Below are 23244 nucleotides of genomic sequence, written 5' to 3'. Positions count from 1 at the left end.
GCGAAGTGGTGGAAATGGGCGATGATCCGTGCGAGGTCATGGCATTGGTCACGCCGGGGGTCTTGACCGCGGGCGGGTGACGCGTCTAGACATGCCGGGTGTGCCGACAATGTCCTACTGATCCAGTGGTAAACGCGGGATCGGTGGAGGTGTAGGCTGATGATCAATGTTCCGCGTCCGCCGGCGTCTTGGGGAAGACGTCGCGGGGATGTCCGATTCAATGGACGCGCGCGACCACCGCGCGTGCGTCGAGGGGGACGGTAAGCGCGTCGTTCTGTTCGTTCGGGGGCAACATCCATGTTACGCATTCGTTTTACCGGAAATGATCTCGCACGCGTGCGGATGTCGGAAGCGCATCCGCTGTGGGAGGCCGCACTGAGCCTGCGGGCCCTCCGCTCGCGTTCCCAGGCGGGAACGCTCGGCGACTGGCGGATCAAGGTACGCACGCGGTTTCCCGAAACCGCCCGTATCCTGCTGACCCTGTGTCCCGCCCGCGGTGACCTCGTCTCCTTCCTGATCCCCCGCAAAGGCGCCTGCCACTGGCGGTCGAGCGTCGAGGCGGTGCAGGGAACACCGCGTGATCGTCTGCATCGCGACATCACGGTGCTCGGCGCCGGAAAGCGCACCCCCGCAGAGATGCTCGCCCTGGCCGCCGGTGAACCGGCCGCCCGGATCGAACTCGGCAGGGCTCTGCGTGACTATCATTCCGTGGCCATCGCGCCCTATTGGGAGCGCATCCAGGCACGTATCGACGCCGAAAAGGCGCACCGGCTGCGCGGCGTGGCCGAGGGCGGGCTTGAACATCTGCTGTCCACACTCGTGACTCCCTCAAACTGGAACTCGGGAGTCTACGAGATCAATTACGAGATGGATCGTGAGATCCGGCTCGATGGGCGTGGGCTGGTTCTCGCCCCGTCCGTGTTCTGCGGGCGCCGCACGGTCGTCGTTGAAGATCCCGAGGAACCTCCGGTTCTCTTCTTTCCCGTCTCCATGGCGTTCACGGCGCCGTTGCACGAGACGGAGACGGCCTTCACGGGGTCGCTGTCGGCGTTGCTCGGTCCCACCCGGGCGGCCGTGCTCGCCGTCGCCGTCGGTGGAATCACGACGACCGAGCTCGCCCGCCGCCTGGACGTCGCGCCCTCGACCGCGAGCGAGCACGTCAAGGTGCTGCGCAACGCCGGGCTGATCACCACGGGCCGGGCAGGGCGTCACGCGGTGCACACGATCACGCCGCTGGGGTCCGAACTCACGCGGCGCCGGGAGGCGGGGTGACCCCCGCCAGGTCGCCGAGCACCCGCATCGACCGGACGGGCTCCGCGCGGCGGACCCGTCCGGCCTCGACCAGGACGGCGAAGGGCGTGCCGGGCACACGGTAGTCGTCCAGCAGCGCACGCTCACCCGTCCGGATCGGAATGAGCCCGGCCGCGCCGTTCATCGGTAGCGGATCGCCCGAGAACACCAGGCGCATCGGAACCGCCCGGCCGCCGGCCGCCAAGGCCAGCGCTTCCTCCAGCACGGCGGGGCACCCCCCGCACCCCGAGCTGAGGAAGAGGAGCAGCGTCGGTCCGTCCGGCGCGACGTCGAGCCGGTCGAGCCCCGGTGCCTTGGCGCCGACGGGAAGCCCGAGTTCGGGAAGCCGCGCCGCGACCGCATTCGTCCTCCGGTGTACGCGGACGATGGCCACGGCCGTCAGCAGCAGGGCGGCCCACAGAGCTAGATCCGCTGACGTGGCGAAGTCCATGATGATCAGTCCCTTCGAGAATCGTCGCCGGTAACTCCGAGGGTCAGCCGACGGCCCGCGCCGGCCGGTCGGCCAGCGCGGGCGCCTCCCACAGCAGGGCCGCGAACACGGCGCCCGCCAGTGCGGTCACGACCGTTTCGCTTCCGGTGGCGCGAACCGCCGCGTCTGCGCCGAGCGCTGCCCCCGCGGCAATCGCCGCGAGCACGCCCGCGCGCAGCGCGACCCAGCCGGTCAACGTCCCGCTCGCCGACGAGCAGCCGCACGGCACGTTCTCCCGGGTTCGTGCGATGTAGCCGGTGTAGATCGCGTAACCACCGGTCAGCACGGCGGCGGCGACCAGAGCCGCACGGAGCACGCCGCCGCTCCCGGCGGCGAACGCGCAGAGTGCGACACCGGTGATAGCCGCCTCGGCAGCGGGCACGGCCACGGCCAACGGGCGTACGAGGAAGGACGGAAGGGCGCCGTGGGTCCGCAGGGCGGCGCCGAGGACACCGGGTGAGCGGACATGTCCGGCGGCGCCGGCCGCGAGGACGAGGACGACCAGGAACGTCCCCGCCGCACTCAGGAAGATCGTCATGGAGCATCACCTGCTTACCGTGCCATTCATGGGCGAATCTCGCCGGACGGAACAGCGCGGGTGCTTCTCGTACCCGCGTCGCCTGCGACGATACCGCGTTTCCCGTCGAATGGTTCCTTGATGCAGGACAAGCGCCTATGTGGGCTGGTCGTTTCGGTGCTGGCCGAACAAAGGGAGAGTACGCTTCGGTGCGTGCCGAAGAATGTGGCGATGTGTGGGCGGGTGGCGCAGGATGGCGGAGGCGAAACCGCCACGTGCTCGGATCGAGGTTGCGATGGATCTGCGATATCACGCCTACGGCATGGCCGACCCGGTCTTCTATGACTCACCGTCGGCCGAACCGTCCGGCATCGACGGATATGCCGTTGACCTGCCGGTCCCTCGCGGCTGGATGAGGATACCGCGCGGCGTCTGGATGATGCAGGGACGCCCCGAGGTGACGCTGGCCGATCAGGGGTGGAAGATCCACGTATCCGCCGGCCTCGACAACGCCGAGCACATCCTCGGCATCGTCGCCGAATACTGCGTCGACCGGGAACTGCCGTTCAAGTTCCTGCGGAGCAGGCGTGTTCTTCTCGCCCGCAACAGCAAATACGCGGAACGCGGGGGCAGTGGCAAGTTCATCACGATCTATCCGCCCGACGATCGCGTTCTCGAGAAAACGCTGGCAGAACTCGGCGGCATGCTCGAAGGACAGCGAGGTCCGTACATTCTCAGCGACCTGCGCTGGGAGTCCGGACCGCTCTACGTGCGCTACGGCGGCTTCCGCGAGCGGCTCTGCCGCGCCGACGGCGGCGAGATGGTCCCCGCGATCGAGACTCCGGACGGACGTCTGGTCCCCGACGACCGGGAACCGGTCTTCCGCGTGCCCGCATGGGTCACCGTGCCGGATTTCCTCACGCCCGCCCTCACCGCCCGCGACCAGAACGTTTTTGACGACTTCCCCTACACGGTCGAGAAGGCGCTGCACTTCTCCAACGGGGGCGGCCTCTACCGCGCGACCGACACCCGCACGGGAACGCCCGTCCTGCTCAAGGAGGCGCGCCCCCTCGCCGGCCTCGACCGGGCCGGGGAGGACGCCGTCATCCGGCTGCGCCGAGAGGCGGACTTCCTGGAGCGCATGGCCGACCTCGACGCGATTCCCGATCTCGTCGAATACCGCGTCTGCTGGGAGCACCACTTCCTCGTCCGCGAGTACGTCGAGGGCGAGACGCTGTCGCACCACATGGTGCGGCGGAACCCGATGCTGCACTACGGCGCCACCGAGCAGGAGATCACCGACTACACGGCCTGGGCTCTCGCGGTCGTCGACCGGGTGGAGCGCGCCCTCGACGGTCTGCACGCACGCGGCATGATCTTCGGTGATCTGCATCCGGGCAACATCATCGTCCGGGAGGACGACTCCATCGCCTTCGTCGACTTCGAACTGGTCGCCGACCTCGACGGCGCCGTCCACCCGGCGCTCGGCGCGCCCGGCTACCAGGCGCCGTCCCATCTCACCGGGGCCGCCATCGACCGGTACGCGCTCGGCTGCATCCGGCTCGCGGTGTTCGTGTCGCTGACGGCCGCGCTCCGCTGGGACGACTCCAAGATCGACCAGTTCATCGGGTTCGTCACCGAGCAGTTCCCCGTCCCGGCCGACTACGCCGCCAGGGTCAGGGCCGACCTCGGTCACGAACCCGCGACCGGTGCACCGACACTCTGGCCCACGCCGGAACCTCCGGGCTGGGAACGGCTGCGCAGTTCGATCGCCGCGGCGATCCACGCCACTGCCGCACCGAGCCGCACCGACCGGCTCTTTCCCGGTGACATCGAGCAGTTCTCCGGACCGACCGGCGGCCTCGGCTTCGCCTACGGCGCGGCCGGAGTGCTGTGGGCACTCGACGAAGCCGGTGCGGAACGCACCGAGGAGCACGAGCGCTGGCTGCTCGACGCCGTCGGGCGCGTCGAACGTCCCCCACCGGGCTTCTACGACGGCGCCGCCGGGATCGCCTACGTGCTCGATCGTCTGGGTCACAGCGCCGAGGCCCGCGAGTTACTCGACCGCGCCCCGGCCGACACCGCCACGACCGATCACACGCTGTTCCGCGGGCTCGCCGGCATCGGGCTCGGGCAGCTGCACTTCGGCGACACCACCGCCGCCGAGCGGACCGCCGAACACCTCATCGAACGGCTGCGCCGACCAGAGGAGGGCCGTTACCGCGCCGGGCTCATGCACGGCTTCAGCGGGCCCGCGCTGTTCTTCCTCCGGCTCTACGAGCACACCGGCGAGCGTGACCTCCTGGACGAGGCCGAACGCGCCCTGCGGCGCGAGCTCGAAGCCTGCAAGTGGACCCAGAAGGACAGCACGCTCCAGGTCGACGAGGGCTGGCGCGTCCTGCCCTATCTCGCGACCGGCAGCGCGGGCATCGGGACGGTGCTGCACGAGTACCTGCGGCACCGCGATGACGACGCGTTCACCGAGGCGCAGGAGGGCATCCGCCGTGCGGCCTGGTCGCACTACTACGTGCAGGCCGGGCTGTTCAACGGGCGCGCGGGCATCCTGTCGTACCTCCTGCACACGGGATTCGCCCCCGGTGACGAGATCGTCCGCAGGCACCTGCGCCACTTCGGCTGGCACGCGGTGCCGTACGCGGGCCCGGGAGCCGAAGCGTACGAGCGGCCCGTCGCCTTCATCGGCGACCAGTTGCTGCGGCTGTCCACCGATCTCGCCACCGGCTCGGCCGGCGTGCTCCTCACCCTGGCAGCCGCCCTCGGCGGGCGGCCCCGAGAACTCCCCTTCCTCGCCCCTGGGGCAGGGGACCGCACGACCCTCCAGAGGAGGTGAGAACAGACCATGGCCTCGATCCTCGAACTGCAGAGCCTGGAGGTCGAGCGCGCGAGCTCGGCCGCCGACAGCAACGGCAGCGTCTGGGAGTGCTGCTCCCAGGGCAGCTGGGTGCCCTTCACCTGTGGCTGCTGACCGGCGGCCGCACCCGAACGCGCACGACCCGACGCGACACCGGAAGGAGGTGGACAACCGACATGGCACAGATCCTCGACCTCCAGTCCATGACGATCGACCGTGCTCCCGGCGCCGAACCCAACAGCGTCGCGAGCTGGTGGGAGTGCTGTAGCAACGGCAGCCTCTTCAACTGCTGCTGACCACCATTCCGTTCGCCGTGAGAGGCGCCCTCACGGCGAACGGAAGGCCGGCAGCCCCCAGGCTGCCGGCCGAGGTGGCGTTCCTGTGAGGTGGCGTTCCTGTGAGGTGGCGTTCCTGTGAGGTGGCGTTCCTGTGAGGTGTGGAGGCATTGAGGGAGGTGGATGGGGCGTGCGGATTGTGAGGGACGCGGGGGGACGGCGGGCGGTTCTTCGGGGCGTGTGGGGGAGGTCGCTGGGCTGGGGGGCGGTGGTGCTGGTCGGGGCGACGTTGGTCAATTCGGTGTGTGCGTTGTTGTTGCCCGCGGTGCTCGCCGGGGCGGCCGACGCAGTGTTGCGGGAAGGCGGGAGCGCGTGGGCGGCGGGAATCTGGCTCGGGGTCGTGCTGATCGGCTCACTGGCGGGAGCGTCCCTGGTCAAAGTGGGAGAGGTCGCCTGTACCTCCGCAGCGACGCTGCGAATCCGCGATCTGCTGATCGGACATGTGCTCGCGCTAGGGCTGCCGGGCGAGCGGGCCTTCTCGGCCGGTGATCTCACCAGCCGTGTGGTGAGCGGTGCACCGCAGGTCGCGGCGGCGATGCCGGTACTCGTCGGAGGGGCCTCCAATCTCGCCGTCTCGATCGGGGGATTCGTTGCGCTCGCCCTCATCGACTGGCGCCTTGCCGCGACGGTCGTCCTCGCCGTGCCGCTCGGACTGGTGCTGATGCGGGTCTTCGTCCGGCGCGCGTCCGACCTGGCCACCCGGTACCAGGAGATTCAGGGCGAGATCTCCGCGCGGATGCTCGACGCGCTCGCGGGTGTCCGCACCATCCGCGCCTCCGGTACCTGGCGGCGCGAGGCTGACCGCATCCTCGCCCCGCTGCCTGAACTGTCCGCGTCGGGCCGTGACCTGTGGCGTGCCTACGGGCGTATTCAGGGGCACGGAACGCTCCTGCTCCCGCTCACCGGGCTCGCGGCGCTCGCGGTGGCGGGCCAGGGCGTACTCGCCGGACGGCTCACCCCGGGACAGATGCTCGCCGTCGCCGGATACGCGCCGATGGCGCTCGGCGTGCTGGGCCAGACGTCCCTGTTGCTGCGCCTCGCCCGGTTGCGTGCCGGTGCCCGGAGGATCGGCGCCATCCTCGACCACCCCGTCACCGCGCCGGGCGTCCGCCCGCTCCCTCCCGGCCCCGGCGAACTGCGGCTCCGAGGCGTGACCGTCGAAGGCGACGGCGGACCGCTGCTGACCGCCGTCGACCTCACAGTCCCGGCGGGGTCCTCGGCGGCGCTCGTCGGCCGTTCGGGCGCGGGCAAGACCACGCTCGCCGCCGTCGCCGGAGGTCTGCTCGCCCCGGACCGGGGCCACGTGCACCTGGACGGCGTGCCGATCGACGCGATCTCACCCGGCGAGCTGCGTCGCGCCGTCGCCTACGCCTTCGAACGACCGCACCTGCTCGGCGCCGACATTACGGGGGCCGTCTCCTACGGGTCCGACGCCTCGCGGTCCGCAGTGGAACGAGCCGCGGTCATCGCGGGCGCGGACGGTTTCGTCCGTCTGCTTCCGCACGGATACGCGACCCCGCTTGACGAGGCGCCCCTGTCCGGCGGCGAGCGGCAGCGTCTCGGGCTCGCCCGCGCGTTCGTGCGTGACGCGCGACTGCTCGTCCTCGACGACGCGACCTCCAGCCTGGACACGGTGACCGAGGCCCAGGTGAGTCAGGCCCTGACGGCCGGCGCCACCGGGACACGGCTCATGGTGGCGCACCGTGCGTCGACGGCGGCCCGCGCCGACACGGTCGTGTGGCTCGACACCGGGCGCGTCCGCGCGCACGGCCCGCACGACGAACTCTGGGCCGACCCGGCCTATCGGGCGCTCTTCAGCCCGGCGGCGGCGCCGTGAGGGCCGGGGCGACGGTGGGCGGGCTGCTGCGCGAGGCACTGCGCGAGCGGCGGGCGATCGCGCCGGTCCTGCTGTGGTCCGCGGTCGCGGTGCTGCCCGCGCTGGTGTCGGGCCGCCTGGTCGCGCTCGCCGTGGACCGGGGCTTCCTCGACGGACGCGGCGACGTGGGGCTCGCCTGGCTGGGCGGTCTCGGTTTGGCCATGGTCGTCGGAGCGGTCGGCGCCCGGCGCATCCCGCCCGCGCTGGGCCGCGTCGTCGAGCCGCTGCGCGACCGGCTGGTGCGGCGCGTCGTCACCGGGACGCTCCGGCGGGCGGCGGGCGGCGGGCGGAACCCCGACCTGACCGTCATCACCCGGATGTCGGAGCACACGGAGGTCGTCCGAGACACCGCGGGCGGGCTGTTGCTCGGTCTTCAGCAGGTCGCCTTCACCGTCGCCGCTGCGTTGATCGGCCTCGCCTTCCTCGCGCCGATCGTCGCGTTGCTCGTCGTGCCGCCGGTCCTGCTCGTGGCGGTGCTGCTCGTGCGGCTGCTGCCCATGCTCGTGGAGCGGCACCGCGAAAGCCTGCTGGCCGAGGAACGGGTCGCGGGCACCGTCGGCCGCCTGCTCGGAGCCGTCCGAGACGTCGTCGCCTGCGGCGCCGAACCGCAGGCCATGGCGGCCTCCCGCACCGACCTGCACCGCCAGGCACGGGCCGAACGGGCACTAGCGCGCGCCCACGCGCTGCGTCTCGCGCTCGGCCTCGCGGGCGGCCATCTCGCCCTGGTCACCGTGCTCGTCGCGGCACCCTGGCTGGTGGCCGGTGGCCATCTCAGCACCGGCGAAATCCTCGGCACCCTGACGTACGTCACCGCCAACCTGCAACCCGCCCTCCGAGCGGCGGTCCAGACGACCGGCGGCGCGGGCGTCCAACTCGCGGTCACCCTGCACCGCCTGGAGACGACCACGACCACCCCGCCACAGCCACCACCGGACCGGCCGGACACGACCTCCGCCGTCCCGCCGAAGCGCCGCCGCAGCGCCGTCCACGCACACCGAACAAGCGACGCCCACGCTCACCGACCAGATGTGGAGTCGACACCGGGCAGTGGAGGGTTGCCGACGTTGAGCGGATCGACGGCGACCGAGAGACATGCCGTGAGCATGGGAGGTAACGCAGAGCAGGAAGCAGGAGACACCGCGGGGCACGGAATGGGGGTTGGGGGAGGGCAGAGAGCGGGCGATGCCGCGAGGCACGGAATGGGAGGTGGGGGAGGGCAGAGGGCGGGAGATGTCGCGGGGCATGGAATGGGGGGAGGGCAGGGCACGGGAGGCAAGGCGGGGCTGGGGCGGGGCTTGGACGCGGGGGAGTTGGGTGGTTTTCGGGTTGGTGTTGAGGGGGTGACGTTCGGATACGGGGCTGAGCCGGTCTTGCGGGACGTGACGTTCGGGGTGGATGAGGGGTTTCATCTTGCAGTCGTGGGGTTGAGCGGGGTTGGGAAGTCGACGCTGGCGAGCGTGCTCGCTGGGTTGGTCCGTCCGCAGCGGGGAGGGGTCTTCCTCGGTGGGGTGCCGTTGGAGGAGGTGGAGCCGACTTGGCGGTACGCCACGGTGGCTCTCATTCCGCAGGAGGCGTACATCTTCACCGGGACGCTCCGGGAGAACCTCGTCTATCTTCGGCGGCCCGCTTCATCACGCGGAGAGGACGGAGAACTCCCAGACCCTCGGTCGTGGTCCGGCGGCGTCGGTGATACCGCCACCGCATCTGGCACGCGTGGTGACCTCGGTATCTGCGCCTGGCCGGGAGACGGCCTGGACGGTCGAGGGGCGGGCGACGGCGTGGCGGACGCGGAACTGGACGCCGTGGTCGAGGTGCTGGGGCTGGGGGAGCTGGTCGGGCGGGTCGGGGGATTCGCGGGACGGATCGGGCCACGGTGCGGGTTGACGCCGGGGGAGATGCAGCTCATCGCGTTGGCGCGGGTGTGGCTGTCGACGGCGCGGGTGGTGATTCTGGACGAGGCCACCTGTCATCTGGACGCCGGGGCGGAGGCGCGGGCCGAGGAGGCATTCCGGCGACGGCCCGGCACGCTCATCGTCGTGGCGCATCGGCTGACGTCCGCGCGGCGAGCCGACCGGATCTTGGTGCTGGACGGGGGAAGGGCGGTCGTCGGGGAGCATGACGGGCTCTTGCGCGAATCCGCTTTGTATGCGGATCTGTTCGGGCGGTGGACGGTGCCGGAGGCACCCTCCGGGAAGTCGACGGTGGGGTGACGGTGTCACGGGTGTGACGTCCGAGACTCACGGGGTCACTGGGTTCGCCGGGCCTTGACGCTCGGTCAGTGCCGGTGGTCGTCGTCCTCGCGGTCCGGGTCGGCGGGGTCGGCGACGTCGAGGCCGACGACCGTCGCGCAGCCGGTGCAGAGCCACTCGCCGGTGACCGGCTCGGTGTTCGCGCCGAGCGTCCAGTACGGGTCGACGACGGGACGGTGGCGCACCCCGTGGCCGCACGAGGGGTGCAGGAGACGACCGCAGTCGGGGCACGGCCAGACGGCCTCGTCGTGCAGGTCGCAGTGCGGGCAGCGGGGGAGGTCGCTCACGGGCGCGCGCTCCAGGGCGCGCCACTCGCGTTCCAGGTCGAGGTACTCGTCGGCCGGCCAGTGGTGGTCGGCGAGCCACGCCAGGTACTCCTCCTCGGGCGCGGCCAGCGATGCCGTCAGCGACTCGGCGCGCACCGGGGCCGGCCGTCGGCGCGGAACGGCGCGCGACATCAGCAGGCACAGCAGCGCGAGCGCGGCCAGGCCGATCAGCGTGGCCATCGTGGAAGTCCTTTCATGATCTTTCAAAGGGGGAAGAGCGGATCATGAATTCGACGGGAGAAAACGGTGGGCACGCTACAAGAAAGCCGCCGTGGCGAAAAGTCGATCAGCTGACAAAGTTCGGCGCCGCCTGACTGAGCCGGGGCGCGGACGGCTCGCCAACGCCGCGATGGCCGCGCGGCACGACACCGACTGGGCCGCAGGCACTTGGGCGGCTCCGGGCCGAACCTGGCCGTACCGTTGACTGGTCGGCTGGCTGGGTCGTGGGTGCGCGGGCAGCTTCGAGCCGAACTCGGCGAGACGCGTTGAACGGTGTGCTGGGCGCGCGGGCGGCTCCGGGCCGAAGTCGGCGGGACGCGGCGGAGGTGGGCTGGGTCGTGGGTGCGCGGGCAGCTTCGAGCGAACTCGGCGAGACGCGTCGATCGGTGTGCTGGGCGCGCGGGCGGCTCCGGGCCGAAGTCGGTGGAACGCGTTGGAGGTGGGCTGGGTCCTGGGTGCGCGGGGCGGGTCCGGGCCGAATCCGGCGAGACGCGTTGACCTGTGAGCTGGGCCGAAAATGCGTGGGCGGGTCTGGGCCGAACTCGGCTGGACGCGTTGACCGGGGGGCTGAGCCGGTTGACCGGTGGGCTAAGCCGAAGGTGCGTAGGCGGGTCTGGGCCGAATCCGGTTAGGCGTGTTGGCTACGCAGCCGCAGCCGCAGCCGCAGCCGCAGCCGCAGCCGCAGCCGCAGGTGCGGGGCGGTTCCCGATGCTCGTCATGTGGTGGCGATGGGGCGATGGGGTGCTCAGGTGTCACGGCGGGGGTGGGGGCGGTGCGAAGGCGGGCCGCCACCGGCGGCGGCGCGGCCGTAGACGCCGCCGGTCAGGCGCAGCTCGGCCTCCACGATGTAGGGCGTGGGGAATGGCTCTGCTTTTCGCGTGCTGGGTGGTGGTGCGTGTTGGGCGGTGGGGGTGCCTGGTCAGGGGGCGGTCGTCGCTGCACAATCGAGGGACGATCAATCGAGGAGGCGTGCGATGGGGCTCTTTCCGTCCCCGTTCCGGCTGGTCGGGCAGGGGGTGCGCGGCACGGTCGCGGTGGCGGGCGCCGTCGGCGGGGCGGTGGCGGCGTTGCCGCGGCTCGCGGTGGCGCTGGAGCGGCTGGCCGAGGCCGCCGAGAGCATCGACTCGCTGGCGGGCGCGGCCGGCAGCCTGGAACCCCTCGCCGGGGCGGCCGCTTCACTCGACCGGCTCGCCGGGGCCGCTGAGTCCCTGGACCGGCTCGGCGGGGCGACCGCCGACCTCGGCCGTCTCGCCGACGTGGCCGAGCCGCTGCCGGGCGTCGCCGCCGACCTCGAACGGCTCGCCGCGGTGGCTCCGGCGCTCGCGGACCTGGCCGAGAGCATCACCGAACTACGGGAGCTGGCGCGGGTCGTGCCCGTCCTGGAAGATCTGGGCGCCACCGTGGGTCCGCTGGCCGAGACGGTGCACGGGCTGCGCCCGCTCGCCGACGGCGTCGCGCAGATGCAGGTCGCCATCGAGACGCTCAACGCCACGATCACCCCGCTCCAGGGCACCGCCGAGCGGCTGGGCCGGTTCGTGGACCGGCTGCCGCAGAGCCGCCGCCCCTCCCGCCGGGGACCGGCCACGGCGACGTGACCGGCGGCGGGATCGGCCAAAGATCCCCGGGTGCGGTTTTCCGCAGGGTAGGGTTACGGCCGTTGCTATTGGTCTGAGTTGCTCGGGATTCGTACTCTTATCATCATGATCACATTGGCGAACGGCGAACAGGTGGGCGGAATCGCCGGCTGGGCGACCGACCTCATGGAGAAACTCGGTGCGCCCGGTGCGGGCCTGGCCATCGCCCTGGAGAACATCTTCCCCCCGCTGCCCAGCGAGATCATCCTCCCGCTGGCGGGCTTCACCGCCGCGCGCGGCGACATGAACCTCTACGCGGCACTGTTCTGGACGACCTTCGGCGCCGTCGCCGGCGCGTTCGTGCTGTACTGGATCGGCGCCCTCATCGGCCGCGACCGCATCCGCGCGCTGGTCGACAAGATGCCGCTCATCAAGCTGTCCGACCTGGACAAGACCGAGGCGTGGTTCGCCAAGCACGGCGGCAAGGCCGTGTTCTTCGGCCGCATGATCCCGATCTTCCGCAGCCTCATCTCGGTCCCGGCCGGTGTCGAGCGCATGCCGCAGGCCAAGTTCCTGCTGTACACGACGACCGGCAGCCTCATCTGGAACACGATCTTCGTGCTCGCCGGCTACGGCCTCGGCGACCAGTGGCACAAGGTCGAGGAGTACGTCGGCATCTACTCCAAGATCGTCCTCGCGGTCGTCGTGGTGGCCTTCCTGGTCTTCGTCGTGCTCCGCGTCCGCAAGGCCCGCCGGGGGCGCGCCGCCGCCGGCCCGGAGGGCCACGATCGTGAGCCGATCGGCTGACCGCCCGGTCGGCGCGGCGGCCCGTGCGGTCGCCGGGCTCGTCCTCGGCGCGGTGAGCGCCGTCCTGGAACTCGTCCTCGTGGCGCTGGCCGCGCCGCTGCTCGGCGTCGCGGCCGTCCGATCCCGGGGGCGCGCTCCGCTGCCCGCCCCGGTGGCCGGGCCCGTGCTGGCGGTGACGCGGCTGGAACGACGCCGGTTGCGCGTCCTCCTCGGCTACGCCGACGCGGCCGAGTACGGCCCCAGGCAGGCGCTCGCCTACCTCGCGCAGCGCGTCCCCGTGGGCCTGCTCGGCGGGACGATCCTCGCGCTCATCGCCTTCGGCGCCACCGGGGGCGTGCGGCTGGCCGTCGGCTGGTGGGTCACCGGCGAGCATCTCGACGACATCCCGCCCGACGCCTGGATCGTCGCCTACACGGCGTTGTTCGGCGCGATCCTGCTCTACATCGCCGTGCAGGGACTCGTCGGCGTCGTCGCGCTGGAGCGGCGGACGGCGCGGGCGCGGCTGGGGCCGAGCCCGCTGGCGGAGTACGAGCGGCGCATCGCCGAACTGGCCACGAGCCGGGCCGCCGTCGTGGAGGCCATCGACGACGAACGCCGCCGCATCGAACGCGACCTGCACGACGGCGTCCAGCAGCGCCTGGTGGCGCTCGGCATGCTGATCGGCCGGGCACGACGGTCGGGCGACGTGGAACGTGCCCGGGACCTGCTGGTCCAGGCGCACGAGGAGTCCCAGCGGGCGCTGGCGGAACTGCGCGAGGTGTCGTGGCGGGTGTACCCGGCGGCGCTGGACGGCGAGGGCCTGCACAGCGCGCTGGAGACGGTCGCGGAGCGGTCGGTGCTGCCGGTGCTGATCGAGTACGCGGTGCCCGCCCGTCCACCGCACGCGGTGGAGACGGCGGCGTACTTCGTCGTGTGCGAGGCGGTGACGAACGCTGCGAAACACGCCGGAGCCGCCGCCGTACGGGTGCGCGTCGCGGGGAACGGACGGAGGGTCGGGGTGCGGGTGGAGGACGACGGGCGCGGCGGCGCCGACGCGTCCGGCGGCGGGCTGGCGGGCCTGGCCCGCCGCGTGGCCGCGCTGGACGGGACGTTCGCGGTGACGAGCCCGCGCGGCGGCCCGACGGTGGTCACGGCGGAGTTGCCGTGCGGGTGATCCTGGCGGAGGATTCGACGCTGCTGCGCGAGGGCTTGGTCCGGCTGCTCGCGGAGGAGGGCCACGAGGTCCTGGCGGCGGTCGGTGACGGTGACGCGCTCACGGCGGCCGTCGCCCGCGACACGCCCGACGTGGTGGTGGTGGACGTCCGGATGCCGCCGACCCACACCGACGAGGGACTGCGCGCGGCCCTGGAGGTGCGCGGCCGGTGGCCGGACGTCGGGGTGCTGGTGCTGTCGCAGTACGTCGAACGCCGCTACGCGACCGAGCTGATCACGGCGGACGCGGCGGGCGTCGGCTACCTGCTCAAGGACCGCGTCGCCCAGGTGGACGAGTTCCTGGACGCCCTGGACCGGGTCGGGGCGGGCGGCGCGGCGTTCGATCCGGAGGTGGTGCGCCGCCTGCTGGCGGCCAGCTCGCACACCGATCCGCTGGCGCGCCTCACGGCCCGCGAACGCGACGTTCTGGATCAGATGGCGCAGGGCCGGACGAACGCCTCGATCGCCGAGCAGCTCTACATCTCGCAGAGCGCGGTCGAGAAGCACACCAACGCGATCTTCGACAAGCTGGACCTGTCCCGCTCCGGCGGCTACAGCCGCCGCGTGCTCGCCGTCCTGCGCTATCTCGGTTCTTAGGACCGGACCGGAACACAAAGGGGAACCTCATGGTCGGCAGCCTCACGTGGCAGCCCGCGCGCGAGCGGACGGACCTGCTCGCCGCGCCGGTCGCCGCGGTGATCGGGCGGATCACCGGCGCCCGGGTCGCGGAGATCGACCCGGACCTCGCGGACACGGCGGAGTTCTGCGCCCGCTATGACGTCCCGCTGGAGGTCAGCGCGAACTGCGTGGTCGTCGCCGCCAAGCGGGGCGGTGAGACGACGTTCGCGGCCTGCATGGTCCTGGCGACCGACCGCGCCGACGTCAACGGCGCGATCCGCCGCCGCCTCGGTGCCCGCAAGGTCTCGTTCGCCCCGATGGACGAGGCCACCGGCCGCACCGGGATGGAGTACGGCGGCATCACTCCGGTGGGCCTGCCGGCGGACTGGCCCGTCCTGGTGGACGAGGCCGTCGCCGCTCTGCCCGAGGCGGTCGTCGGCGGCGGTGTGCGCGGCTCGAAGCTGCTCGTCCCTGGCGCGGCGCTGGCCGCTCTGCCGGGCGCGGAGGTGCTCGCGCTGACGCGCCCGCCCACCGGCTGACGTGACAGTGACGTATCTCACACCTCATCCCCGACGCGCACGGAGCGATCGCCGGGTCGGCCGGAGAATGTCCGCTGGTCGGCCCGCCTTCGCGGCTCGGCCGTCCGCCGGGCGAGTGTCCCCTGGCGGCCATGGCTGCGCAGAGTCACCGTTCCGGGCCGGTTGCCGCGGCCGTGACGGGGAACACGTGGTCGCGATCTTCGGTCCCCATCCGCGTCGGAATCGCCGCCCATCGTCACCATGATCAACGTTCGTGCAGGTCAGCGTTTTGGGGCGGCGGAATCACACATTCCTGCCGTGTCCGTACGTCACCGACGGTGATCGGAGCGATCCACGGCGAGGGGGCCGGTCCGCAGACCATCCCCGGTCTGACCTTTGATGTCGTGCAATCAGGGCAGAATGACCGCAAGCTCCAGATCTTCGTTTCTGAGCATGATGATCTCCAGGGGTGCCTGGGAGAGGCGGGTCGTGGGTGTCGCGCGAGAGTGAGTTCGTGGTCGTGGCCAACCGGCTTCCGGTCGACCGGGATCGGGACCGCGGTGGATGGCGACGCAGCCCCGGCGGACTGGTCAGCGCCATCGCGCCGGTCATGCGCAGCCGTCAAGGCACATGGGTGGGATGGTCCGGCGCGCCGGACGAGATGCTGGACCCGTTCGTCGAGGACGGCATGCACCTGTGCCCGGTGCGGCAGTCGGCCGAGGAGGTCGAGCTGTACTACGAGGGCTTCTCCAACGCGACGCTCTGGCCGCTGTACCACGACGTCATCGCCCCGCCCGTCTACGACCGGGCGATGTGGGACGCGTACGTGCGCGTCAACGAGCGCTTCGCGACGGCGGCCGCCGACGTGGCCGCCGAGGGCGCGATCGTCTGGGTGCAGGACTACCAGCTCCAGCTCGTCCCGGCGATGCTGCGCCGGCTCCGCCCCGACCTGCGCATCGGGTTCTTCCTGCACATCCCGTTCCCGCCGCTGGAACTGTTCTGGCAGATGCCGTGGCGCCGTCAGATCCTCGAAGGGCTGCTCGGCGCCGACCTCGTCGGTTTCCAGCTTCCGGGCGCGGCGGCGAACTTCGTCCGGCTCTGCAAGCGGCTGCTGGACGCCAAGTCGGTCAAGCAGGACGTGCACTGGGAGGACCGCGTCGTCCGCGCCCGCGCGTTCCCGATCTCGGTGGACGTGGGCGAGCTGCGCGAGCTGATCGCACGCCCGGAGGTGCGGTGGCGGGCCGACGAGATCCGCGCCGACCTCGGCGGCGGCACCGTCCTGCTCGGCGTCGACCGCCTCGACTACACCAAGGGCATCACCCAGCGTCTCCAGGCTTTCGGCGAGCTGTTCGCCGACGGCGAGCTGAAGCCGGGGGAGGCGGTGCTGGCGCAGATCGCGACGCCGAGCCGCGAGCGCGTCGAGCAGTACCAGATCCTGCGTGAGCAGATCGAGCAGCAGGTCGGGCGGATCAACGGCCAGCACGCCGAGCTGGGATCGCCGGTGATCCACTACCTGCACACGTCCTATGACCGCGAGGAGCTGGCCGCCCTCTACCTCGCGGCCGACGTCATGGTCGTCACGCCGCTGCGGGACGGTATGAACCTCGTCGCCAAGGAGTACGTCGCCTGCCGCGAGGACCTGCGCGGCACCCTCGTCCTGAGCGAGTTCGCCGGGGCCGCCGAAGAACTGCGGCGCGGGGCTTATCTGGTGAACCCGTACGACATCGACGGGTTGAAGGAGACGCTGCTCGCCGCGGTCCGCGCCGAGCCCGCCGAGCAGGCACGGCGGATGCGCGTGATGCGCAAGCGCGTCATCGAGCACGACGTCGACCGCTGGGCCGCCGACTTCCTCGCGAGCCTGGAGCAGCCGGCCGGGGCGCCCGCCGTCTGAGGAATCCCGCCGCCGCGGACCGCCCGCCCGGACGTCAGTCCGTGGCGGGCGGGAGGCCGAACGCCGCCCAGACCGCCTTGCCGCCGCTGCCCAGCGGCGCCCAGCCCCACGCCTCGCTGACGGCGCCGACGACGAGCAGGCCCCGGCCGCCCTCTGGGAAGTCGCCGCCGGTGCGGTTCGGCTTGGGGTTCGCGGCCGAGGGATCGGTGACGACGGTGACGAGCCGCCGGGCGTGGCGCAGCAGGACGAGCTGAAGCCGTCCGGCGGTGCCCGGGGCGAGGTCGCGCAGCCCGTGCTGGACGGCGTTGGTGACCAGCTCCGAGACGGCCATGACGGTGTCGTCGCGGGTGGCCTCCAGGCCCCAGCCGGCGAGCGTCGCGGTCGTGAAGGCGCGTGCGGCGCCCGGAGCGGCGGCGTCGCCCGCCAGGACGAGCCGCGCGGTGTCGGGCGTCCCGTCGTGCGGGGTGGGCCAGAAACCGCGCAGACCGGACGCGGCGACCGGTTCCGTCCACGCGGGGGCGGCCGGTGCGGCGGGCCGCGGGGCGGCCTCGACGTGGTCGGCGTCGGGCCGGTGGCGCCGCCGGGGCACATCGGCGACGGGAAGGGCGACGGCGTGTGCCTGGTCAACGATCATTGTCAGAACCCCAAGGCGAGCGGGTGGGTCGGGGGCGGGCGTTCGCTATCTTGCTCCCCAAGCCGTGCAGATGCAAGACCGTCTGCATGAACGAATGCACGTGCATCTCGTACCATCCTTGGGGGACGGGGCGAGATCGCAGCCTCCCGGCAGGGAGGCGGACACGCCTGAAGGGGGCATGATGAACGGCCAGGAACGGGCGTCCACCGCACCGAACGAGCTGGTGTGGCAGAAGAGCCGGCGGAGCAATCCGTCCGGCAACTGCGTCGAGATGGCCGAGCTGCCGGACGGGGACATCGCGGTGCGCAACTCGCGGTATCCGGACGGGCCGGTCCTCGTCTACACGCGCGCCGAGGTGGAGGCGTTCGTGGGGGGAGCCAAGGACGGCGACTTCGACCACATGCTCGTCGGCTCCGCCGGATGAACCGAACGCCATTCCAATCAGGGGTTCCGGCCGGTAGCGTCCGGGGGCATGCACCTGGGGCAGATCGCTGAGCAGACGCCCGACAAGCCCGCCGTCATCATGGCGGGCTCAGGGCGGGTCATCACCTACCGCGAACTGAACGACGAGTCCAACCGCCTCGCCCGCCTGCTGCACGCCGAGGGGCTGCGTCCGGGCGACCACATCGCCTTCATGCTGGAGAACCATCCGCTGTTCCTCGCCGTGGCGTGGGCGGCCCAGCGGTCGGGGCTCTACTACACGCCGATCAGCTCGCGGCTGGGCGCCGACGAGCTGGCCTACATCGTCGGCAACTGCGGGGCGCGCGCCTTCATCACCAGCGCCGCGCTGCGCGACACGGCCGCCGCCGTCGCCGAGCGGACGCCGCAGGTGGACCTGCGGCTCATGCTCGACGGCACGGCGCCCGGCTACGGCTCCTACGAGGAGAAGGTCGCGGCGCAGCCCGCCCTCCCGCTCGACGACGAGCGCGAGGGCGTGGACATGCTGTACTCCTCCGGCACGACCGGCCGCCCTAAGGGCGTCAAACCAGTCATTCCGCTCACGCCCATGGGCACGCCCGGCCCGCTCTTCCAGCTCATCTCGCTGCTGTTCGCGCCGGGCGACGACGCCGTCTACCTCTCACCCGCGCCGCTCTACCACGCCGCGCCGCTGCGCTACTGCCTGACGTTCCAGCGCTTCGGCGCGACCGTCGTCGTCATGGAGCGCTTCGAGCCGCAGGAGGCGCTCGCGGCCATCGAGCGGTACGGCGTCACGCACAGCCAGTGGGTGCCGACGATGTTCATCCGGATGCTCAAACTGCCCGAGGACGTCCGCGCCCGCCACGACCTGTCGACGCTCAGGTACGCCGTGCACGCCGCGGCGCCCTGCCCCGTCCCGGTCAAGGAACGGATGCTCGACTGGTGGGGCCCGGTGATCCACGAGTACTACGCGGGCACCGAGGGCAACTGCTTCGTGTACGCCAGCCCGCAGGACTGGCTCGCGCACAAGGGCACGGTCGGCCGCCCGCTGCTCGGTGAGGTGCACGTCTGCGACGAGGAGGGCCGCGAACTGCCCGCCGGCGAGTCCGGCACGCTGTACTTCGGCAACGGCCTCGACTTCGAGTACCACGACGACGACGCCAAGACCGAGGCCGCCCGTGACCCGCTCGGCCGGGGCTGGACGACGCTCGGAGACATCGGCCACGTGGACGACGAAGGCTTCCTCTACCTCACCGACCGCCGCTCCTACATGATCATCAGTGGCGGTGTGAACATCTACCCGCAGGAGGCCGAGAACGTCCTCGCGGTCCACCCCAAGGTCGCGGACGCCGCCGTGTTCGGCGTCCCCGACCCGGAGATGGGCGAGGCCGTGCAGGCGGTCGTCCAGCCCGTCGACCCGGCTGACGCCGGGCCGGAACTCGCCGCCGAGCTGATCGCCTACTGCCGCGACCGGCTCGCGCACTTCAAGTGCCCGCGCGCCGTGGACTTCCGCGACGAGCTGCCCCGGCATCCCACCGGGAAGCTGCTCAAGCGGCTGCTGAAGGACGAGTACTGGGACGCCGCCCGCGCCTGAAACGCGTGACGCCCCGTCTCCCGGAACGTTCCGGGAGACGGGGCGTCGTGTTCCACGCGGACGTCAGTGCATCGGCACCTTGGTCAGATCGGGCTGCGACGCGTCCACCGGAGGGGTCTCCGGACGGCGGCGCGGCAGCAGCAGCGCCGGGATGAACGCGAACGCCAGCAGCGCCAGCGACCACCAGTAGGTGGTCTGGAAGGCGTCGGCCATCTTGGCGAACACCTGCTCCATGATGTGCGGGGGCACCTGCTGGACGCCCTCTGCCGGGCCCTCCGCGGCCATGCCGCCACCGCTGTCCAGACCGCGGTCGCGGAGCTGCGTGGTCAGCAGGACCGCGATGAACGCGGTGCCGACGGACGCGGCGACCTGCTGGATGATGTTCAGCGCCGTGCTCGCGCGGGGCACCTCGTCGTGCTGGAGCGTCTGCATCGCGGCCGACATCGTCGGCATCATGGTGAGGCCCATGCCCATGCCCATGACGAACAGCGCGACGCCGAGCGTCCAGTACGAGGCGTCCGGGGTGATCTGGGCGGCGAAGCCCGCCACACCGAGGCAGATGACGGCCAGACCCGCCAGGACGACCTTGCCGGGGCCGAGCCGGTCGGTGAGCTTGCCGCCGATCGGCATCGTCACCATCGCGCCGAAGCCCTGCGGGGCGAGCAGCAGGCCCGCCGAGAACGCGGACGCGCCGCGCACCGACTGGTAGTACAGCGGCAGGATCAGCATCGCGCCGAAGAACGCGCACGCGAACAGCACCATCGTGCCGGACGCCGCCGCCACCGCCCGCCGCTTGAACAGCCGCAGGTCGATCAGCGGGTTCTCGTTGCGCTTGCTGAGCGCCCGCACGGCGAACAGGAGCACCAGGGCCAGACCGCCGATGGTGCAGGCGAGCACGTCGGCGCGGGTGAAGTCGTTCTTCTCGGCGCCGGTCGCGAGACCGTAGATGAGCGCGGCCAGACCGGGGGACAGCAGCGCCAGGCCGAGGACGTCGAGCTTCTCGCCCGCGTGGCCGGTGTCCTTCTTCAGGATGAGGACCGACATGACGAGCGCGACCGCGCCGATCGGCACGTTGATGTAGAAGATCCAGCGCCAGGACACGTCGTCGACGAGCCAGCCGCCGAGGATCGGGCCCGCGATGGGGCCGAGCAGCATCGGGATGCCGACGATGCTCATCACCTGGCCGACGCGCTGCGGACCCGCCGCCTGCGTCAGGATCGTCATGCCCGCGGGCATGATCATGCCGCCGCCGAGGCCCTGGAGCACGCGGAAGGCGATCAGCGACTCGGCGTTCCACGCCAGACCCGCGAGGGCGGAGCCGAGCACGAACAGCACGATCGAGATGATGTACAGCCGTTTGGTGCCGAACCGGGCACAGGCCCAGCCCGTGACCGGGATGACCGTGGCGAGCGCGAGCGTATAACCGGTCGCGACCCACTGGATCGTGGCGAGGTCGGTGTTGAAGTCCTCGGTGAGGTGCTTGAGGGCGACGTTCACGACGGTCACGTCCAGGATGGACATGACCGCGCCGAGGACGACCACGGCGGCCACGGCGAGCACGCCGCGGTCGAGTCCGCCGGCGGGGGCCGCGCCGGCCGGACTTCCGTCCTTCGCCGAGGGGGACGGGGGAGCGGTCAAGGAACTTCCAATCGTTGAGGCCCGCGGCACGCGAGCATGCAGGTCACAGGGCCGGGCGCGGGTGGGTTCGGCGAAGGTACTGGAAAAGCCGTCACTTTCGCGAACCAATTAACCGTGCCAGGACCCGGGATATTCCGGTGATGCGGGTCACAACGCGCCGCCCAGCGCGAACCCGATCGGCGTCTCGTCTAGCTCATGCCACGACCGTACGGGAGGGGTCTGACAGAACGCGCACGAGGGCGTTGGTTGATCTTGAACGTCCCGGGTACACGCAGGTCGCCCCCGAGCTTCTGGAGCCGATGCATGTCCCCCTCGACGGTGGAGTCCGAACTCACCACGGCCGAACAGGCCACGCGCCGCCTGCGCCGCAGGCTGGAGCGCCTCCTCGGCGTCGCCGCCACTGAGGGCAACGCGGTCGAACCGCTCACCAACGGTGACGAGATCTTCCCCGCGATGCTCGACGCGATCGAGAACGCCGAGAACACGATCGACATGATGACCTACGTCTACTGGCGCGGCGACATCGCGACCCGGTTCGCCGCGGCCCTCGCCGAGCGGGCCGCCGCGGGCGTGCGCGTCCGGCTGCTGCTGGACGGCCTCGGCGCCCGCCTCATCGAACGCGACCTGCTGAACGACATGGAGAAGGCCGGCGTCGCCATCCAGTGGTTCCGCAAGCCGATCTACGTGTCGCCGTTCAAGCAGAACCACCGCTGCCACCGCAAGGTCCTCATCGTGGACGAGGACGTCGCCTTCACCGGCGGCGTCGGCATCGCCGAGGAATGGAGCGGCGACGCCCGCGACGAGTCCGAATGGCGCGACACGCACTTCCGCGTCCGGGGCCCCGCCGTGGACGGCATCGCCGCCGCCTTCGCGCAGAACTGGTCGGAGTGCTGCTCGGACCTCTTCGACGACCGCGACCGCTTCGACGAGCAGGAGCAGGTCGGTAACGCGATCGTGCAGGTCGTGCGCGGCTCGGCCAGCCTCGGCTGGCAGGACATGCAGACGCTGCTGCGCGTCGTCCTGTCGTCCGCGCAGGAACGCATCCGCATCACGACGGCGTACTTCTCGCCCGACGACTTCTTCCTCAACGAGCTGTGCGAGTGCGCGAAGCGCGGCGTCAAGGTGGAGGTATTGGTCCCGGGCCCGAACATCGACAAGCGCGTCAGCCGCCTGGGCAGCCAGCGGCATTACGAACAGTTGCTGGAGTGCGGCGTGGAGGTCCGCCAGTACATGCCGACCATGCTGCACGCCAAGATCATCACCATGGACGGCATCGCCTCCCTCATCGGTTCCACCAACTTCAACCGACGGTCGCTCGACCACGATGAGGAGATCACCCTCGCCGTCCTCGACCGCGAACTCACCGCGCGCCTCGACGCCGACTTCGACCGCGACGTCGAGCGCGCCGAGCGCATCGACCTGGCCCGCTGGAAGCGTCGTCCGGTCCTCCAGCGCGCCGCCGAGCAGTCGATCTCCCCGATCCGCCGCTTCCTGTGACCATCGCGCGGCACGCCCGGTAAGTCGTCGGCGTGCCGCGCATCGCGGCGGGCACGATCAACCCGTGCCGGACCTGCGCCTGCACGAGATCGCCGAGGGCGATCACCGCATCCTCAAGCCGTTCAACCGGCGTGTTCGTACTTGCGGTGGCCTGACCGCGCCAGCGCCTCCGACGCTGGTGAATGAGCGCCGATGGGGCGGGCTGAGCGGCGAGTAGTCATGCGCCGGGTCCAGACGAACCTTGAGCTTCCGCTGCCCGCCAGCGGGACAGGTCGCGAGGTTGACGAGTTCGGGGAGATTCCTGACCGCAGAAGTATGTCCGTCGGCTTCGTAAGGCTGTGCAGGAATGAGAGGTTTCGCGGCCCGCAGTCACAGCATTCGCCAACATTACTTCGTAAAGGCGGGCGCCGATCTCACCGAGTTGGGCTTGTGTACTCCGCCCCGGAAACTGCGCATGAAGCCGACGCGCGAGCTTCGCGGGATCGACGTCATCGACGAACAAAGCGTCGTCGGAGAGGTCAGCCGGTCTTGATCAGCTCGATGAGGTCCTTGCCCTGCGCGGACCGGCCTGACCGGGTGGCCATCCAGCGTCCGGCCGCCGTCTGCACCACGGCGCGGCCCGTGTTGATTGCGGCGAGTTCGACGGACACGCTGCCTCCGGCGACGACAGCTCCGAGCGTTGGGCGCTCGGAGC

General features: G+C 71.3%; 23 protein-coding genes. 16 read left to right on the top strand and 7 right to left on the bottom strand.

The genetic code is table 11. The annotated features are described in order from the left end of the window. The first annotated feature begins 342 nt into the window (after nucleotides 1–342). Nucleotides 343–1272, top strand: a complete 930-nt coding sequence (locus C229_RS0125070; protein WP_240487394.1) for an ArsR/SmtB family transcription factor — start codon at nucleotides 343–345, stop codon at nucleotides 1270–1272. Here C229_RS0125070 and C229_RS0125065 read toward each other — a convergent pair. Both C229_RS0125065 and C229_RS31815 read right to left on the bottom strand, forming a co-directional pair. After that, nucleotides 1247–1741, bottom strand: coding sequence for a hypothetical protein (locus C229_RS0125065; RefSeq protein WP_018657871.1), 495 nt, complete (start codon nucleotides 1739–1741; stop codon nucleotides 1247–1249). The genes C229_RS0125070 and C229_RS0125065 overlap by 26 nt on opposite strands. A gap of 43 nt (nucleotides 1742–1784) precedes the next feature. Continuing rightward, nucleotides 1785–2318: a MauE/DoxX family redox-associated membrane protein gene (locus C229_RS31815; protein ID WP_018657870.1), complete on the bottom strand. Its 534-nt coding sequence runs from the start codon at nucleotides 2316–2318 to the stop codon at nucleotides 1785–1787. A 274-nt stretch (nucleotides 2319–2592) separates the two neighbouring features. Between C229_RS31815 and lanKC the strand changes: the two genes are divergently transcribed. The 5 genes from lanKC (at nucleotide 2593) to C229_RS33205 (ending at nucleotide 9587) form a co-directional block, all read left to right on the top strand. After that, nucleotides 2593–5145, top strand: a complete 2553-nt coding sequence (gene lanKC / locus C229_RS0125055; RefSeq protein ID WP_026314144.1) for a class III lanthionine synthetase LanKC — start codon at nucleotides 2593–2595, stop codon at nucleotides 5143–5145. A 9-nt stretch (nucleotides 5146–5154) separates the two neighbouring features. Further along, nucleotides 5155–5280, top strand: coding sequence for a SapB/AmfS family lanthipeptide (locus C229_RS34535; protein ID WP_018657868.1), 126 nt, complete (start codon nucleotides 5155–5157; stop codon nucleotides 5278–5280). A 62-nt stretch (nucleotides 5281–5342) separates the two neighbouring features. Continuing rightward, complete coding sequence (locus C229_RS34530; protein WP_018657867.1) at nucleotides 5343–5462, top strand: SapB/AmfS family lanthipeptide; 120 nt, start codon at nucleotides 5343–5345, stop codon at nucleotides 5460–5462. A 247-nt stretch (nucleotides 5463–5709) separates the two neighbouring features. After that, complete coding sequence (locus C229_RS31810) at nucleotides 5710–7338, top strand: ABC transporter ATP-binding protein (protein ID WP_205624550.1); 1629 nt, start codon at nucleotides 5710–5712, stop codon at nucleotides 7336–7338. A gap of 14 nt (nucleotides 7339–7352) precedes the next feature. Beyond that, on the top strand, nucleotides 7353–9587 hold the full coding sequence (locus C229_RS33205; RefSeq protein ID WP_018657865.1) for an ATP-binding cassette domain-containing protein: 2235 nt from the start codon (nucleotides 7353–7355) through the stop codon (nucleotides 9585–9587). Between the two features lie 65 nt (nucleotides 9588–9652). Here C229_RS33205 and C229_RS35095 read toward each other — a convergent pair whose 3' ends face one another. Next, nucleotides 9653–10132, bottom strand: coding sequence for a hypothetical protein (locus tag C229_RS35095; protein ID WP_018657864.1), 480 nt, complete (start codon nucleotides 10130–10132; stop codon nucleotides 9653–9655). 1013 nt (nucleotides 10133–11145) lie between these two features. Between C229_RS35095 and C229_RS33200 the strand changes: the two genes are divergently transcribed. The 6 genes from C229_RS33200 to C229_RS0124995 all read left to right on the top strand — a co-directional run bounded on the left by C229_RS33200 (nucleotide 11146) and on the right by C229_RS0124995 (nucleotide 16770). Continuing rightward, the gene (locus tag C229_RS33200) at nucleotides 11146–11766 is read left to right on the top strand and encodes a hypothetical protein (RefSeq protein WP_018657862.1); all 621 of its coding nucleotides are present in this window, start codon (nucleotides 11146–11148) and stop codon (nucleotides 11764–11766) included. Nucleotides 11767–11871: 105 nt separating this feature from the next. Then, entirely contained in the window at nucleotides 11872–12552 is a 681-nt protein-coding gene (locus C229_RS31790) for a DedA family protein (protein WP_051109110.1), read from the top strand. Beyond that, complete coding sequence (locus C229_RS0125010) at nucleotides 12536–13705, top strand: sensor histidine kinase (RefSeq protein WP_018657860.1); 1170 nt, start codon at nucleotides 12536–12538, stop codon at nucleotides 13703–13705. The genes C229_RS31790 and C229_RS0125010 overlap by 17 nt, the downstream gene beginning before the upstream one ends. Beyond that, nucleotides 13696–14340, top strand: a complete 645-nt coding sequence (locus tag C229_RS0125005) for a response regulator (RefSeq protein ID WP_018657859.1) — start codon at nucleotides 13696–13698, stop codon at nucleotides 14338–14340. Before C229_RS0125010 ends, C229_RS0125005 begins: the two co-directional genes overlap by 10 nt. A 29-nt stretch (nucleotides 14341–14369) precedes the next feature. After that, complete coding sequence (locus tag C229_RS0125000; protein WP_018657857.1) at nucleotides 14370–14900, top strand: YbaK/EbsC family protein; 531 nt, start codon at nucleotides 14370–14372, stop codon at nucleotides 14898–14900. Nucleotides 14901–15372: 472 nt separating this feature from the next. Next, on the top strand, nucleotides 15373–16770 hold the full coding sequence (locus tag C229_RS0124995; protein WP_018657855.1) for an alpha,alpha-trehalose-phosphate synthase (UDP-forming): 1398 nt from the start codon (nucleotides 15373–15375) through the stop codon (nucleotides 16768–16770). A 34-nt stretch (nucleotides 16771–16804) separates the two neighbouring features. Here C229_RS0124995 and C229_RS0124990 read toward each other — a convergent pair whose 3' ends face one another. Beyond that, complete coding sequence (locus tag C229_RS0124990) at nucleotides 16805–17404, bottom strand: ATP-binding protein (RefSeq protein ID WP_018657853.1); 600 nt, start codon at nucleotides 17402–17404, stop codon at nucleotides 16805–16807. Between the two features lie 178 nt (nucleotides 17405–17582). Here C229_RS0124990 and C229_RS0124985 point away from each other — a divergent pair, with 178 nt between their 5' ends. Together C229_RS0124985 and C229_RS0124980 are read left to right on the top strand one after the other, a co-directional pair. Continuing rightward, the gene (locus C229_RS0124985; protein WP_018657851.1) at nucleotides 17583–17828 is read left to right on the top strand and encodes a DUF397 domain-containing protein; all 246 of its coding nucleotides are present in this window, start codon (nucleotides 17583–17585) and stop codon (nucleotides 17826–17828) included. A gap of 48 nt (nucleotides 17829–17876) precedes the next feature. Beyond that, a complete protein-coding gene (locus C229_RS0124980; RefSeq protein ID WP_018657850.1) occupies nucleotides 17877–19415 on the top strand; it encodes an AMP-binding protein in 1539 nt (512 codons plus the stop codon). Between the two features lie 63 nt (nucleotides 19416–19478). On the opposite strand, the gene C229_RS31785 is transcribed toward C229_RS0124980, so the two are convergent. After that, the gene (locus tag C229_RS31785; protein WP_018657849.1) at nucleotides 19479–21053 is read right to left on the bottom strand and encodes a DHA2 family efflux MFS transporter permease subunit; all 1575 of its coding nucleotides are present in this window, start codon (nucleotides 21051–21053) and stop codon (nucleotides 19479–19481) included. Between the two features lie 303 nt (nucleotides 21054–21356). Here C229_RS31785 and C229_RS0124970 point away from each other — a divergent pair, with 303 nt between their 5' ends. Continuing rightward, nucleotides 21357–22550: a phospholipase D-like domain-containing protein gene (locus C229_RS0124970; RefSeq protein WP_018657848.1), complete on the top strand. Its 1194-nt coding sequence runs from the start codon at nucleotides 21357–21359 to the stop codon at nucleotides 22548–22550. A gap of 64 nt (nucleotides 22551–22614) precedes the next feature. Then, nucleotides 22615–22767, top strand: a complete 153-nt coding sequence (locus C229_RS34520) for a hypothetical protein (protein ID WP_155885037.1) — start codon at nucleotides 22615–22617, stop codon at nucleotides 22765–22767. Here the strand turns inward: C229_RS34520 and C229_RS36115 are convergent, their stop codons facing one another. Together C229_RS36115 and C229_RS35905 are read right to left on the bottom strand one after the other, a co-directional pair. Beyond that, on the bottom strand, nucleotides 22768–23052 hold the full coding sequence (locus tag C229_RS36115; protein ID WP_420804683.1) for an NACHT N-terminal Helical domain 1-containing protein: 285 nt from the start codon (nucleotides 23050–23052) through the stop codon (nucleotides 22768–22770). It abuts the gene before it with no gap. A gap of 16 nt (nucleotides 23053–23068) precedes the next feature. Next, a complete protein-coding gene (locus tag C229_RS35905; protein ID WP_018657847.1) occupies nucleotides 23069–23200 on the bottom strand; it encodes a hypothetical protein in 132 nt (43 codons plus the stop codon). Between the last annotated feature and the right edge of the window lie 44 nt (nucleotides 23201–23244).

The sequence above is a fragment of the Actinomadura flavalba DSM 45200 genome (genome assembly GCF_000374305.1).
Lineage (GTDB): Bacteria > Actinomycetota > Actinomycetes > Streptosporangiales > Streptosporangiaceae > Spirillospora > Spirillospora flavalba.
This window is presented reverse-complemented; position numbering and strand designations above follow the sequence as displayed.

Bases quoted from the DNA above. Each gene is read 5' to 3' on its own strand.
- C229_RS0125070 (WP_240487394.1), top strand. From the start codon at position 343: ATGTCGGAAGCGCATCCGCTGTGGGAGGCCGCACTGAGCCTGCGGGCC.
- C229_RS0125065 (WP_018657871.1), bottom strand. From the start codon at position 1,741: ATGGACTTCGCCACGTCAGCGGATCTAGCTCTGTGGGCCGCCCTGCTG.
- C229_RS31815 (WP_018657870.1), bottom strand. From the start codon at position 2,318: ATGACGATCTTCCTGAGTGCGGCGGGGACGTTCCTGGTCGTCCTCGTC.
- lanKC (WP_026314144.1), top strand. From the start codon at position 2,593: ATGGATCTGCGATATCACGCCTACGGCATGGCCGACCCGGTCTTCTAT.
- C229_RS34535 (WP_018657868.1), top strand. From the start codon at position 5,155: ATGGCCTCGATCCTCGAACTGCAGAGCCTGGAGGTCGAGCGCGCGAGC.
- C229_RS34530 (WP_018657867.1), top strand. From the start codon at position 5,343: ATGGCACAGATCCTCGACCTCCAGTCCATGACGATCGACCGTGCTCCC.
- C229_RS35095 (WP_018657864.1), bottom strand. From the start codon at position 10,132: ATGGCCACGCTGATCGGCCTGGCCGCGCTCGCGCTGCTGTGCCTGCTG.
- C229_RS33200 (WP_018657862.1), top strand. From the start codon at position 11,146: ATGGGGCTCTTTCCGTCCCCGTTCCGGCTGGTCGGGCAGGGGGTGCGC.
- C229_RS31790 (WP_051109110.1), top strand. From the start codon at position 11,872: ATGATCACATTGGCGAACGGCGAACAGGTGGGCGGAATCGCCGGCTGG.
- C229_RS0125000 (WP_018657857.1), top strand. From the start codon at position 14,370: ATGGTCGGCAGCCTCACGTGGCAGCCCGCGCGCGAGCGGACGGACCTG.
- C229_RS0124990 (WP_018657853.1), bottom strand. From the start codon at position 17,404: ATGATCGTTGACCAGGCACACGCCGTCGCCCTTCCCGTCGCCGATGTG.
- C229_RS0124985 (WP_018657851.1), top strand. From the start codon at position 17,583: ATGATGAACGGCCAGGAACGGGCGTCCACCGCACCGAACGAGCTGGTG.
- C229_RS0124980 (WP_018657850.1), top strand. From the start codon at position 17,877: ATGCACCTGGGGCAGATCGCTGAGCAGACGCCCGACAAGCCCGCCGTC.
- C229_RS0124970 (WP_018657848.1), top strand. From the start codon at position 21,357: ATGTCCCCCTCGACGGTGGAGTCCGAACTCACCACGGCCGAACAGGCC.